This window comes from Polaromonas sp. SP1 (assembly GCF_003711205.1).
Lineage (GTDB): Bacteria > Pseudomonadota > Gammaproteobacteria > Burkholderiales > Burkholderiaceae_C > Polaromonas.
Map to the genome: position 1 here is coordinate 58,761 of NZ_CP031013.1, position 12,920 is coordinate 71,680.

The 12,920-nt window shown below is 63.7% G+C and carries 11 protein-coding genes; 6 read left to right on the top strand and 5 right to left on the bottom strand.

Annotated elements, in window-relative coordinates; genetic code table 11:
• Nucleotides 1–687: 687 nt before the first annotated feature.
• The 4 genes from DT070_RS00295 to DT070_RS00310 form a co-directional block, all read right to left on the bottom strand.
• The gene (locus DT070_RS00295) at nt 688–1,461 is read right to left on the bottom strand and encodes a molybdate ABC transporter substrate-binding protein (protein ID WP_122953607.1); all 774 of its coding nucleotides are present in this window, start codon (nt 1,459–1,461) and stop codon (nt 688–690) included.
• A 203-nt stretch (nt 1,462–1,664) separates the two neighbouring features.
• On the bottom strand, nt 1,665–2,402 hold the full coding sequence (locus DT070_RS00300) for an extracellular solute-binding protein (protein ID WP_228778621.1): 738 nt from the start codon (nt 2,400–2,402) through the stop codon (nt 1,665–1,667).
• A 107-nt stretch (nt 2,403–2,509) separates the two neighbouring features.
• Nucleotides 2,510–3,199, bottom strand: a complete 690-nt coding sequence (locus DT070_RS00305) for a phosphate ABC transporter ATP-binding protein (protein WP_122953609.1) — start codon at nt 3,197–3,199, stop codon at nt 2,510–2,512.
• Nucleotides 3,196–3,948 carry an ABC transporter permease gene (locus DT070_RS00310; RefSeq protein ID WP_122953610.1) on the bottom strand — a complete coding sequence of 251 codons (753 nt, stop codon included), beginning with the start codon at nt 3,946–3,948 and terminating at the stop codon, nt 3,196–3,198. Before DT070_RS00310 ends, DT070_RS00305 begins: the two co-directional genes overlap by 4 nt.
• A gap of 172 nt (nt 3,949–4,120) precedes the next feature.
• Here DT070_RS00310 and DT070_RS00315 point away from each other — a divergent pair, with 172 nt between their 5' ends.
• The gene (locus DT070_RS00315) at nt 4,121–5,236 is read left to right on the top strand and encodes a substrate-binding domain-containing protein (protein WP_122953611.1); all 1,116 of its coding nucleotides are present in this window, start codon (nt 4,121–4,123) and stop codon (nt 5,234–5,236) included.
• Nucleotides 5,237–5,269: 33 nt separating this feature from the next.
• On the opposite strand, the gene senA is transcribed toward DT070_RS00315, so the two are convergent.
• Nucleotides 5,270–6,577: a selenoneine synthase SenA gene (gene senA / locus DT070_RS00320; protein ID WP_369973904.1), complete on the bottom strand. Its 1,308-nt coding sequence runs from the start codon at nt 6,575–6,577 to the stop codon at nt 5,270–5,272.
• A 259-nt stretch (nt 6,578–6,836) separates the two neighbouring features.
• On the opposite strand from senA, the gene DT070_RS00325 reads away from it, so the two are divergent.
• From DT070_RS00325 to DT070_RS00345, 5 genes are all read left to right on the top strand, one after another.
• Nucleotides 6,837–8,618 (top strand): hypothetical protein, encoded by a 1,782-nt coding sequence (locus DT070_RS00325; protein WP_122953612.1) that lies wholly within the window; start codon nt 6,837–6,839, stop codon nt 8,616–8,618.
• A gap of 92 nt (nt 8,619–8,710) precedes the next feature.
• The gene (gene selD / locus DT070_RS00330) at nt 8,711–9,781 is read left to right on the top strand and encodes a selenide, water dikinase SelD (RefSeq protein ID WP_122953613.1); all 1,071 of its coding nucleotides are present in this window, start codon (nt 8,711–8,713) and stop codon (nt 9,779–9,781) included.
• Between the two features lie 164 nt (nt 9,782–9,945).
• Nucleotides 9,946–10,485, top strand: a complete 540-nt coding sequence (locus tag DT070_RS00335; RefSeq protein WP_122953614.1) for a TRAP transporter small permease subunit — start codon at nt 9,946–9,948, stop codon at nt 10,483–10,485.
• Nucleotides 10,486–10,532: 47 nt separating this feature from the next.
• Nucleotides 10,533–12,074: a TRAP transporter large permease subunit gene (locus DT070_RS00340; RefSeq protein WP_122953615.1), complete on the top strand. Its 1,542-nt coding sequence runs from the start codon at nt 10,533–10,535 to the stop codon at nt 12,072–12,074.
• A 115-nt stretch (nt 12,075–12,189) separates the two neighbouring features.
• A complete protein-coding gene (locus DT070_RS00345) occupies nt 12,190–12,687 on the top strand; it encodes a hypothetical protein (protein ID WP_122953616.1) in 498 nt (165 codons plus the stop codon).
• The last annotated feature ends 233 nt before the right edge of the window (nt 12,688–12,920 follow it).

Here is a 12,920-nt window from a genome sequence, read left to right on the forward strand (position 1 = left end):
TGGGCGGGTTGAGGGATGGTGCGGCACAGCGAGATTATATGTACACGGTTTTTTGGCCGATTCATGTTCTGTCGTTGTGTTTTTTGCTGAGGGCTGCTGGCCGGGGATTGCCCGGCGGCAACTCACTTTTCTTTTGCTTCGCCAAAAGTAAAGTAAGCAAAAGAAAAGGCGACCCTGGTTCCTGCGTCCCTTCGCTTCGCTACGGGCAACCTGCGGTGCTCAGCCCAGCCGGGGTCAAAAACAACTCGCCTTCGGCTCAAACAAGTTTTTGCCCTGATCCGTCTGGCCCTCCGCTCCTCGGCGCATCCACAAGGGGCAATCGGGAGCGGGGACAAATACCAAAGACAAATACAACAAGGACTCGCCGTGGCGAGTCCTTGTTTCTTCAGGTATTCGGCTGTTGGGTATTTTTTTTCCCCACCCCCTTCTGGATGTGCCGAGGAGCGGAGATTCAGGCGGATCAGGGATCGTGTTGTTTGAGCCGAAGGCGAGTTTAGCGAGACCCCGCCTGAATCGAGCACCGCAGGTTGCCCGTAGCGAAGCGTAGGGACACAGCCAGCAGGGTCGCCTTTTCTTTGGTGACTTTCTTTTGGCGAAGCAAAAGAAAGTTACTTGCCGCCGGGCAACCCCCGGCCAGCCAGCCTCAGCAAAAAGCAAACCGCCAGAACATAACCAGGCTCATGGATTTCAAGGCGCCCCAAACCCAAACCGCCGAAACACGTCTTGTGCTTCCGGCGTCAGAAGATAAGCAGCAAACTTCGCAGCCGCCTCATCACCACGGCGCGCCGTCAACCCATAAGCAGCACTCACCTGCAAGGCGACCGGCATCTGCACGATGTTCACACTGGGCACGTCTTTGCGAACCGCCACCGCATTGGTGCAGTAAGTCAGGAAAAGATCCGCCCGCCCTTCGCTGATCAGCCACTCATACACTCCCCGGCCGGCCGGAGGCTGGGGTGTCTCGGGCGAACCGGTGAGCTTGAGCGCCTTGGCGTCCAGCGCCGCGTAGGCGCCGGGCTTGAGCGCCTCGGCCTTGCGGAACACTTCCCAGGCGTAGTCGCCTGACGGATCGGCCTTGGGCGTGGAAGTACCGAGCTTGACGGCCGGGTCCAGCATCAGCGCAAGCAGCTTGCCCGAATCGGCCTTGAGCTGCGGCACGGCCAGCGCGCACAACTGGTTGCGCACAAACATCGTGGGTTGTGCCCACGCACTGCCCGCCGCGTCAAACAGGCGCTCGGGATGCTGCGTATCGGCCGAAGCAAACACCTGCGCCGGTTCGCCTTTTTCAATGCGTTCGCGCAGCAGGCCCGAGGCACCGAAGGTCAGCTGGGTTTTGATGCCCGTGCGGGTTTCGTAGGCGCGTGCTGTTTCGGTGAGCGCCTCGCGCAGGCTGCCCGCCGCGTACACGCGCAGCGGCGCGGGATCGGCGGAAGCTGGTGCGGACGACTGGGCGTGCGCCATATTCAAGCCTCCTGAAAAAACAACCACCGCCGAAGCAACCCATACCAGCAGGCGCCGCGGGACTGGCTTGGCCAGACCGCTAGCGCCGCCCCCTCGAGGGGGGAACAAGCTACACGCAGTGAGCTTGGACGGGGGTGTGCCAATATCACCGTCCCCCCGGGGGGAGGACAGGCTACACGCAGTGAGCCTGGGCAGGGGGGAGCTCATTTCGTGGCATTTGGAAAGAAGAGCTGCTCGCCGTTAATTTTGTAGCCCGCAATCACGTTCTGGCCGGCGGGCGAAATCACCCAGTCCACAAACTTCTGCGCTTCCACCACTTTGGTCTGCGGGTGCTTGGCGGGGTTCACCACCATCACGCCGTATTGGTTGAACAGCTTGGTGTCGCCTTCGACCAGCACGGCCAGGTCGCCGCGGTTCTTGAAGGAGAGCCAGGTGCCGCGATCGGCCAGCACATAGCCGCCGCTGCTGGCCGCGATGTTGAGGGCCGGACCCATGCCGCAGCCGCAGGCCTTGTAGTTGGCAAATGCGGGTTTGTCGCCGGGCGTTTCAACACCGGCTGCTTTCCAGTAACGCAGCTCGGCGGCGTGCGTACCGCTCTTGTCGCCGCGCGAGACGAAATTGGCATTCGCCGCGTTGAGCTTTTTCAGCGCCTCCACGATGTCCTTGCCTTTGGTTTTGGCGGGGTCGGCGGCGGGGCCGATCAGTACGAAGTCGTTGTACATGACCGGAAAGCGTTTGACGGCAAAACCTTCGGCCACGACTTTTTCTTCGGCCACCTGGTCGTGCACAAAGAGCACGTCGGCGTCGCCGCGGCGGCCCATGTCGATGGCCTGGCCGGTGCCGACCGCCACCACCTTGATGTCGATGCCGGCGGCCTTTTTGAACTCGGGCAACAAGTAGGTGAAGAGGCCGGACTGCTCGGTCGAGGTGGTCGAAGCCATCACGATCGGATTTGTTTGTGCTATCGAAAACGTAGCACAAAGTGCAAGCGGGACAAGGGCCATAGCCCTGATTTGTCTCAAAATTCTGGACATGGCATTCAGGCTGTTCATGCAAGCTCTCCTTTTAAAAATGCTTCCGCTTCCGCGGGAATGGGGCCGTTGAAAAAATCCGCTGTCGGCAAGTCGGCCAGCAGCCGGCCTTGCTCCAGGTAAATCACGCGGCTGGCCAGGCGCTTGACCTGGCCCAGGTTGTGGCTGCTGAAAATCAGCGTCATGCCGGCATCCGCAAACTCGGCCATCAGGCGCTCGACCTCGCGTTTGGCCGTCGGATCCAGGCTGGCGGTGGGCTCGTCGAGCAGCAGCACCTGCGGCTTCAGCGCCCAGGCCCGCGCCAGCGCCACACGCTGCTGCTGGCCGCCCGACAGGGCCTTGGCGTTGCGCGTGGCCAGGTGCTCCAGCCCCACACGCTCCAGCGCGGCCAACGCGCTCGCCTTCGCATCCGCCCAGCGCACACCGCCCAGCCACAGGCCCAGGGCGACGTTGTTGAGCACGCTGGTGCGCAGCATGTAGGGCCGCTGGAACAGCATGGCCTGCCGCGCCTGGACGTCATGCTGGAAGCTGCCGGCCGCGGGCCGCACCAGGCCGTTGAGGGTTCTGAGCAGCGTGCTTTTGCCGCTGCCGTTGGCGCCCACCAGCGCCAGCCGTTCCCCGGCCTTGATGCGCAGCGAACAATCGCTGAGCGCATGCACCTGGCCGAATCGCACGTCGATGCCGTGCAGGTTGAAGACCTGCGTCATGCCGGGCCTCCGCGCGTGGCAATGCCGGCGGCCATCTCGGGCACGCGGTCGTCGAATCGCTCGCGCCAGCGCCGCACCCCCGCGATCAGGATGTTCAGCACCAGCACCACGCCCAGCAAGACGATGCCCAGGGCCAGCGCCAGCGGCAAATCGCCCTTGCTGGTTTCCAGCGCGATGGAGGTGGTCATCACGCGCGTGAAGCCGTCGATATTGCCGCCCACCACCATCACCGCGCCGACTTCTGAAATGGCGCGGCCGAAGGCGGCGATCAGCACCGTGAGCAAGGCGTAACGCTCGTCCCACAAAAGAATCAGGCCGCGCACAAAACGGCCCGCGCCCAGCGACTGGAATTGCTCGCCATGGGATCGTTCGGCGTCTTCAATCGTCTGGCGCACCAGCGCGGTGACGACCGGCAGCACCAGGACGGCTTGCGCCAGCACCATGGCCTTGAAGGAAAACAGCCAGCCCAGAAAACCCAGCGGCCCGCTTCGCGACAGCAGCAGGTACACCACCAGCCCGACCACCACCGACGGCAGGGCCAGCGCGGTGTTGAGCAACGCCAGCACGGCGCCCCGGCCGCGAAAGCGCGACACGCCCAGCCATGCGCCCAGCAGCAGGCCGGCGCCGCAGGCGATCACGCAGGCGGAGGCGCTCACGGCCAGCGACCGGGCGACGATGCTGGCCAGCATGGGATCAAGCGAGGTGATGAGGGTGAGGGCCGTGGCGGCGCTGTCGGAGAAGGTGTTCATGGGGGGAGCGGTTGCGCAGGACTGTAGCCTAGGGCCTAAGTCCTTGATTTGCATTGGGAATCATCGCTATGAATCGGTTTGCATAGGTTGGCAAACCCATCCTTCGCGGCATATCGCCGGCCCTTCCCTGCTGACCGATGCACTCATAATCAGTGCACTTACTGTCTTTGCCATGCATAAAGTAGAACTCTCTTACCTGCTCACACCACAGCGCGGCAAAAACACCCTGATACGCAACCCGCTGATGGATTTGCTCCATGCCGTACGCGAACAGGGCTCGATCTCCAAAGCGGCCAAGGCGCTTGATCTCTCGTACCGGCATGTGTGGGGCGCGCTCAAGGGCTGGGAGCAGACGCTGGGACGCACGCTGATCGTCTGGGACAAGGGCCAGCGCGCGCGGCTCACCGAATTCGGCGAGAAGCTGCTGTGGGCCGAGCGGCAGGCGCAGGCCCGGCTGGCGCCGCAGATCGAGGCCTTGCGCGGCGACATCGAACGCGCGTTTTCCACCGCCTTCGACGACAACGCCCACGTGCTCACGATGTACGCCAGCCACGACGCGGCGCTCACGGCCCTGCGCGACCAGGCCAGCCCGCGCGGGCTGCACCTGGACATCCGCTTCATGGGCAGCGTCGACGCCATCGCGGCGCTGAACGCGGGGCGCTGCATGATGGCCGGCTTTCACACACTGGACCAGCCCGGCAGCCAATCCGTTACCGCACAGACTTACCGCAACCTGCTCAAGCCCGGGCTGCACAAGCTGATCGGCTTTGCCCATCGCACGCAGGGCCTCATCGTTGCCAAAAACAATCCGCTGGGCATTGCCGGCATCGCCGATCTGGCGCGGCCCGGCGTGCGCTACGTCAACCGGGCCGAGGGCACCGGCACGCGCGTGCTGCTGGACGAACTGCTGGGCAAGGCCGGTGTAGAAGCCTCCGGCATCCAGGGATACGAGAGCCAGGAGCCGTCGCACTCGGCCGTCGCGCAAGCGATTGCCGGCAATGCGGCGGATGCGGGCCTGGGCATTGAAACGGCGGCGCGCGAAAAAGGCTTGAGCTTCATCCCGCTGGCCCAGGAGCGTTACCACCTGGTGTGCCTGAAGTCCGAGCTGCCCACGCCGCAGGTGCAGGCGCTGCTCAAGGAGCTGCAAAGCCGCGACTGGCAAACCACGCTGGAAGGATTGCCCGGCTACAGCGGCGAGCTGGCGCAAGGCGGCAAGGTGCTGTCATTGCGCGCCACCCTGCCGTGGTGGACCTACCGCAAGGAAAAATCAGACAAAAACGTGCTCTAGCCCAGGTGCCGCCTGGAGGTATCGCTATGTTTTTTATAGCGCGCAGGAGCGGAAGCCGCAAAACGTGTCGTCACGCCCCGGCAGCATGAAGCTGCGGTGTTTCGGGTTTTTCATGCGCGCACGCGTGGCAAACGAGGCGCCGCGCAGCACCTTGTGCGTGCCGAACCAGGGCAAGGAATAACGCTGCCACGGGTCGGGCGAAAAGCCCGGGTAGGGACCGAAGGTGGTGCCCATCCACTCCCACACGTCACCCCAGTAAAAACCGCGGCGTGCGGCGGTGTGGGCCGCCAGCTCCCATTCGACTTCAGCCGGCAGGCGGCGCCCGGCCCAGCGGCACCAGGCATCGGCCTCCCACCAGCTGACGTGCAAGGCCGGCTGGCTGGCCTGCATGCGGCAAGGCACGCCGAAGCGGTTTTGTATCACCGCGCCGCTGGTGATGCCGATCTGGTCGACATACCGCGGCCCGCGCCGGCCCTCGGCGGCGGCCTGCTCCTGCAGCCAGCGCCAGCCGTCGGGGTGCCAGAGCTCCTCGCGGTCATAGCCGCCGTCCCCCACAAACTCCACGTACTGCGCCCAGGTCACGGGCTGGGCGTCGATCTCGAACTCGGGCACGCTCACGGCGTGCACCGCCCTTTCGTTGTCAAAGGCAAAGCCGGCATCCGCGCCGGGCGCACTGCCCATCTGCCAGACCGTGGCCGGAACCAGCAGGGGCTCTCGCAGTGCCATGGGCCGCGGCGTGAAAGCCGCCTGCAGCGGTTTGTCCAGCGCAAGGCCCAGCACCTGTGCGGCGCGGGCCATGGCTTCGGCGCGCATGTCCTCATGAAAAAGACACAGCCGGTAGAAGTACAAGGCATCGTGGCTTGCCGTGCCGGCCTTGCCGAGCAGGTCGAGCGTGCCCTCCAGCGTGTCGAGCAGGTAGGCGCGGCAGGCGGCCATGTCCGGCAAGTCCAGCGACCAGCGCCCGGCCCGCGGCGCGGCCTCCGGATTCCACCAGCGGTCGGCGTGGGGCTCGATGGAGGCAAGCCGGGTCGGCGTGGGTGAGCAGCGCGTGCCCAGGGCCCGCTGCACGTTGCGGCCTATCCACCACTCCTGGAACCAGGCCACATGGCCCAGCGCCCACAAGGGAGGATTGACATCGGGGCGTTGCAGCGACTGCGCGCCGCTGCTTTCAAGCACGCGCTGGAACTGCGCAAAAAGATGCAGGCTGTGGTTGCGCGCATCCATCAGGGCAAGCGACAGCACATCGGGGCCGGCGCTGCGCACCCGCGGTGAATCGATCAGGGCGGCCTCCCCGTCCGGCAGGGGGCGGGGCGTTGAATCGGGCTGAGCGTATGAAGCCAAAAGAAAAATCCGGTAAGACCATCGGTGATGCGGGATGGCCAGGCATCCCCGGCCATCGGCACTGCAGAACCAACCATAGCAGAGGGGCGCAGCGCCCCACGGATTCTTTCCGTTTCGATTGATTGCTTTGGAATCTCACGCGAGACAGATAGACTCACACAGCCTCATCGCGCCAGCCCCTGCAATCGCTCAAACTTTCGTTTTCTTTTTGCGCGCCAACGCAGTCGTCTGTTTTCTGATTCACGTACCGGCCCATCCCATGCATGCACACGACCTGGACTCTTCCCCCGCAGAACTGGACCTGACACTGCTGGACCTCGGGCCGCTGGCCTGGGTTCTGGACGAGTTGAAAACCTCGCTGGAAAGCGCATCGAAAGCGCTGCGGCGTTTTGTGCGTGAGGCCGAAACCGTCAGCAACTCCGATCTTGCGGCCCTGGACGCAAGCCAGTTGCGCACGGCCCGCCAGCAGTTGCACCAGTCGCTGGGCGCGCTGGAGATGGTCGGCATGAACGCGCCGGCGCTGATGCTGCGTGCCATGGAATCGGCGGTGCAGAAATTCATCCAGTCACCGGCCCTGTGCACGCAGGATGCCGCCAACAAGATGGAGCTGGCCGGTTTTTCCCTGACCCACTACCTGGAAGAAGTGCTGGCGGGCAAGCCGGTGTCGGCGGTGTCCCTCTTTCCGCAATACCGCGACATCCAGGACCTGGTCGGCGCCGACCGCATTCACCCGGCCGACCTGTGGGCTTTTGAATGGCGCTGGATAGAGCCGGACGTCACGTTGACGGTCGATGCCAGGCCTTACGGCGAGGACGCGAGGCAGTTGCTCGACCGGCTCATGCTCAACCTGATCCGCACGGCCGCCCCCGAAACGGCGCGCAGCCTGAGTGATGTGTGCCTCGGTTTTGCCGCGGCGCAAAAAGGTGTCGAGCCCCGCACGTTCTGGAAAATTGCCGCCGGCTTTTTTGAGGCGCTGGCGCTGGGCCTCCTGAAGGTCGACCTGTATGTCAAGCGGGCCACCTTGCGCATCCTGCTCCAGTATGTATGGCTGGACCGGGGCACGGACGCCTCGGCCCGGCTTGCGCAGGACCTGCTGTTCATGTGTTCGCAGGCCAGGGCGGTACGGTCTGCCGATGCGCCGGTGTTGTCGGCGGTGCGCGCCGCTTACGGCCTGTCGCGCGTCAAGCCCGTCGACTATGAGGCGATCCAGTTCGGCCGCTTTGCGCCGGCGCTGATTGCGCAGGCCCGCAAGCGCATCGCCTCGGCCAGGGAGAGCTGGTCGTCCGCCACCGCCGGGGACCTGACCAAATTCAAGTCGCTGAAGGACCAGTTCAGCCTGGTGTCGGATTCGCTGGTGAAGCTGCACCCGCCGAGCGAGCCGATGGCGCGCGCCCTGTCGCGGGTGATCGACGCGACGGTGGCCTCCGGCCAGGCGCCTGCACCCGAGCTGGCGCTGGAGGTGGCGGCGGCCGTGCTTTACCTGGAAGCCGTGTTCGACGATTTCGACCCCAACGACCCGGAACTCTGGACGCGCACCGCCAGGATTGCAGAGCGGCTGCAAAGCGCCCAGGCGGGCGCTCAACCGCAAGCGCTCGAATCCTGGATGGAGCAGCTCTACCAAAGCGTCAACGACAAGCAGACCATGGTCAGCGTGGTAGACGAGCTGCGCGTTTCGCTGGCCGACCTGGAAAGGTCGCTGGACGCGTTTTTCCGTACGCCCGACGACAAAAAAATCCTGGCGGTCGTGCCCGGCCAGCTGGCACGCATGCAGGGCGTGCTGTCCATCCTCGAACTGGAGCAGGCCGCGTTGGCCGTGATGCACATGCGCGAGCTGGTGGAAAAGATGATTGAGCAGGACATCGACGAGCAACAGGCGCGCGTCGCCGGCATGTTTGACCGGCTGGGCAACAACCTGGGCGCCTTGAGCTTTCTGATCGACATGCTCAACTACCAGCCGCGGCTGGCCAAACGGCTGTTTGTCTATGACGCGGTCAAGGGCGAGCTGAAAGCGGACAGGGATAGCGAAGCCGCCCGCAAATAGCGCTTTAGCCCGTTCCCCAGGGTGCCGTGGCCGGCCGGGAGATACTGCGGGGTGCCTCCTTTCGCTTCAGGCCAAATCCACCTGGCAAACCCATGAATACCTCCGCAAAATCCTCCATCACTCCTCCCCGGCTGACCAGCCTGTCGCACGGCGGCGGTTGCGGCTGCAAGATCGCGCCCGGCGTGCTCAGCGACATCCTGAAAAACTCCGGCAACCTGCCGGGCCTGAACATTCCGCCGCAGCTGCTGGTCGGCATTGAAACGGCCGACGACGCGGCCGTCTACCAGCTCAACGACGAGCAGGCGCTGATCGCCACCACCGACTTCTTCATGCCCATCGTGGACGACCCCTATGACTTCGGGCGCATCGCCGCGACCAACGCGATCAGCGACGTCTATGCCATGGGCGGCACGCCCATCATGGCGCTGGGCCTGGTGGGCATGCCCATTAACGTGCTGCCGCTGGAAACCATAGGCGCCATCCTGCGCGGCGGGCAGCATGTGTGCCGCGATGCCGGCATCCCGATTGCGGGCGGCCACACCATTGACTCCGTCGAGCCGATCTACGGCCTGGTGGTGATGGGCCTGGTGCATCCTTCGCGCGTCAAGAAAAACTCGGGCGCGCAGGCGGGCGACGTGCTGGTGCTGGGCAAGCCGCTGGGCATCGGCATCCTGTCGGCCGCGCTGAAGAAAGAAGTGCTGGACGCCGAGGGCTATGCCCGCATGATCGCCCTCACCACCCAACTCAACAAACCGGGGATTGAGCTGGCGCGCATGGAAGGAGTGCATGCGCTGACCGACATCACCGGATTCGGCCTGGCGGGCCACGGCCTTGAACTGGCGCGCGGGGCGGGCCTTCAGGTCCGGCTCGACTGGGCACGCGTGCCCGTCATCCAAGGTGTGCGCGAACTCGCAGCGAGCGGCTGCGTGACCGGCGCATCCGGGCGCAACTGGGCCAGCTATGGCGCGGAAGTGAGTTTGCCCACCGGTTTTGCCGATGTTGACAAGGCTTTGCTGAGCGATCCGCAAACCTCGGGCGGCCTGCTGGTTTCCTGCAGCGCGGACAGCGCTTCCGAAGTCCTGGCGATCTTTCACGCCCAAGGCTTTGCTGAAGCGGCGGTGATCGGAGAAGTAACCGCAGGCCAGGGCATGGCGGTGGGCTAAAAAAGGGCCGGAAAGCCTGACACAAGTCTTAATTCCCTAGGGTAAACCCGGAAATTTTTTGTCAGTCTTTCTTCAGTGCAGCGGGCGGCATCCGTCGTACCATTCATGCCTCGACGTCCCCGCGTGGGTACTTTCTCATTCAAAAAAACAGATCGGAGACTCCTGTGTCCGCACTCCTCAAACTCGCACTGGCCTACGACTGGCTGACCACGCGGCTGGGCAAGATCGCCGCCTGGACAGTGCTGCTTGCAGCGCTGATTTCTGCCGGCAATGCCTTTATCCGCTACGGCCTTGACATCAGCTCCAACGGCTGGCTTGAAATCCAGTGGTACCTGTTTGCAGGCACCGTCATGCTGGGCGCCCCCGTGGTGCTCAAGCTCAACGAACACGTTCGGGTCGACATCATCTACGGCAAGCTCAAGGGCAACGGACCGGTCTATGTCGACCTCTTCGGCCTCCTCTTCTTTTTGCTGCCGGTCATGGGCCTGATGGCCTACCTGAGCTGGCCCCTCTTCATGAGCATGTATGTTTCCGGCGAAGTCTCGGGCAATGCGGGCGGGCTGATCCGCTGGCCCGCGATGCTGTTGCTGCCTTTGGGCTTTGGCCTGATGTTTGTGCAGGGCCTGTCGGAAATCATCAAGCGCGTTTGCTATCTCCAGGGGAAGTACGAGATGGACACGCACTACGAAAAACCGGTTCAGTGATCCGTTTGCATCGCTTGCCTCCATAAAAACACCTTCAGGACTACCCCATGCAAATGGAAAATTTCGCCCCGATCATGTTCGCGGGCCTCGTGCTGATCATGCTGATCGGCTTTCCCGTCGCCTTCTCTCTGGCGGCGCTCGGTCTGGCTTCCGGTTTCCTCGCCATCGAGATGGGCTGGTTCCCGGCCAGCTTCATGTCCAACCTGCCGCTCAACATGTTCGGCATTTTGTCCAACGAGCTGCTGCTGGCCATCCCCTTCTTCACCTTCATGGGCGCCATCCTTGAGAAGTGCGGGCTGGCTGAAGACATGCTCGACTCCATGGGCCAGCTCTTCGGCCCCGCCAAAGGCGGCCTGGGCTACTCGGTCATCATCGTCGGCTTCATCCTTGGCGCCATCACCGGCACGGTGGCTGGCCAGGTGATCGCCATGGCAATGATTTCCCTGCCTGTGATGATTCGCTACGGCTACAACATGCGTTACGCCACCGGCGTGCTGGCTGCTTCGGGCACCATCACGCAGCTGGTGCCGCCGTCGCTCGTGCTGATCGTCATGGCCGACCAACTGGGCCGCTCTGTCGGTGACATGTACAAGGGCGCCTGGGGCCCTTCCATCCTGCAGGTGCTGATTTTTGCGGGCTACACCTTCATGCTCGGCGTGTTCAAGCCGCACCATGTGCCGGGCGTTCCCAAAGAAGCGCGTACGCTGCACGGCTGGGCGCTGTGGGCCAAATGCCTGCGCGGCATCATCCCGTCGGCCATCCTGATTTTTGCGGTTCTGGGCTCCATGGGCGGCCTGCCCGGCATCGACAAAGCCATCGCCACGCCAACCGAAGCCGGCGCCATGGGCGTTGTGGGCGCGCTGATCCTGGCGGCCATGCACAAGCGCCTGACGCGCGCGCTCATCTGGGAAGCCATGAGCGGCACCATGCGCCTGACCGCCATGGTGGTGTTCATCCTGATCGGTGCACGTGTGTTCTCGATGGTGTTCCAGGGTGTGGACGGCGCGAAATGGGTAGAGCACATGCTCAGCGGTCTGCCCGGCGGCCAGACGGGCTTCCTGATTGCCGTCAACGTCTTCATCTTCTTCCTGGCCTTCTTCCTCGACTTCTTCGAGATCGCCTTCATCATCCTGCCGATGCTGGGCCCCGTCGCCGACAAGCTGGGCATCGACCTGATCTGGTTCGGCGTGCTGCTGTGCGTGAACATGCAAACCAGCTTCATGCACCCGCCCTTCGGCTTTGCGCTCTTTTACTTACGGGGGATCGCCGACACCCTGTTCAAGGAGGGGCGTATTCCCAAACCGGTCAAGTCCAACGACATCTACCTGGGCGCCATTCCCTGGGTGGCGATGCAGCTGATCCTGGTGACCATCGTGATCTTCGTGCCGCAAACGGTGACGATGTTCCTCGACAAGGCCGAAGTTATCGACCTGGACAAGGTCAAGATTGAAATACCCGTCGATGAAAGCGCAACGCCGCCAACACTTGGTGCCAGCGGCGCTGCAGGCACCGACCCCCTGGCGCCCCCGGCCGAGCTGAGCTCCGACGACGAGCAGAAAAAGGTCGACGAGCTGTTCAAGACCAAATAAGCCGCCCGTATTTCAGGCAAGTGCAAACGCCCCTTTTGCGAGGGGCGTTTTTTTTGCTACCCTGAACATCACCGGCCGTGACCATCCCTTCCCCGCATCACCCCACGAGCACGCCATGGACCCCACACCCGCGCCCAACACCCACTTCGGCCCGCCCCCTTTCAAGTTCACGCCGAAGGGCGGCAGCATCTCGGGCAAGGCCTTTTCCACCACCTTCAAGATCCTCGCCACCGTCATCGTGCTGGCCCTGTCCGCCGCCTTTATACAAGCCTGGCTGGCCGGCAAGGCCTCGGGCGCATCGGTGGCCGGCGGCTGGTTCATCGCAGGCCTGCTGCTGGTGGGCTACACCTGGTGGTGCATCCTGCGCAGCGTGACACGTCTGGATGAGCAAGGCTTGCACCAAACCTGGATGTGGGACAAACACATGGAATTGCGCGAACTGGCCTACGGCAAGTTGATTCGCGTGCGCGGCCTCGAGTGGCTGATCGCGCCGCGCCTCTATGTACGCACCCTGATGGGCAAGTTCTCGGTGTTCTACGCCTCGTCGCCGGAGATGGTGGCGGAGTTTGAGCGCCTGGTGAGCGAGTTGAAAACCTTCCGTAGTATTAGGTAGCACACCCCCGTTGAGGCTCACTTCGTGTAGCCTCCTCCCCCCTTGCAGGGGGCGGTGCCTGCGGTCTGGCAAAGCCAGTCCCGCGGCGGATATTGGCTCACCCCTGTTGAGGCTCACTTCGTGTAGCCTACTCCCCCCTTGCAGGGGGCGGTGCCTGCGGTCTGGCAAAGCCAGTCCCGCGGCGGATATTGGCTCACCCCCGTTGAGGCTCACTTCGTGTAGCCTACTCCCCC

Coding starts and splice junctions, on each gene's coding strand:
- DT070_RS00300 (WP_228778621.1), bottom strand. CDS start 2,402: ATGGCTTCGACCACCTCGACCGAGCAGTCCGGCCTCTTCACCTACTTG.
- DT070_RS00305 (WP_122953609.1), bottom strand. CDS start 3,199: ATGACGCAGGTCTTCAACCTGCACGGCATCGACGTGCGATTCGGCCAG.
- DT070_RS00315 (WP_122953611.1), top strand. CDS start 4,121: ATGCATAAAGTAGAACTCTCTTACCTGCTCACACCACAGCGCGGCAAA.
- DT070_RS00310 (WP_122953610.1), bottom strand. CDS start 3,948: ATGAACACCTTCTCCGACAGCGCCGCCACGGCCCTCACCCTCATCACC.
- selD (WP_122953613.1), top strand. CDS start 8,711: ATGAATACCTCCGCAAAATCCTCCATCACTCCTCCCCGGCTGACCAGC.
- DT070_RS00340 (WP_122953615.1), top strand. CDS start 10,533: ATGCAAATGGAAAATTTCGCCCCGATCATGTTCGCGGGCCTCGTGCTG.
- DT070_RS00345 (WP_122953616.1), top strand. CDS start 12,190: ATGGACCCCACACCCGCGCCCAACACCCACTTCGGCCCGCCCCCTTTC.
- DT070_RS00325 (WP_122953612.1), top strand. CDS start 6,837: ATGCATGCACACGACCTGGACTCTTCCCCCGCAGAACTGGACCTGACA.
- DT070_RS00295 (WP_122953607.1), bottom strand. CDS start 1,461: ATGGCGCACGCCCAGTCGTCCGCACCAGCTTCCGCCGATCCCGCGCCG.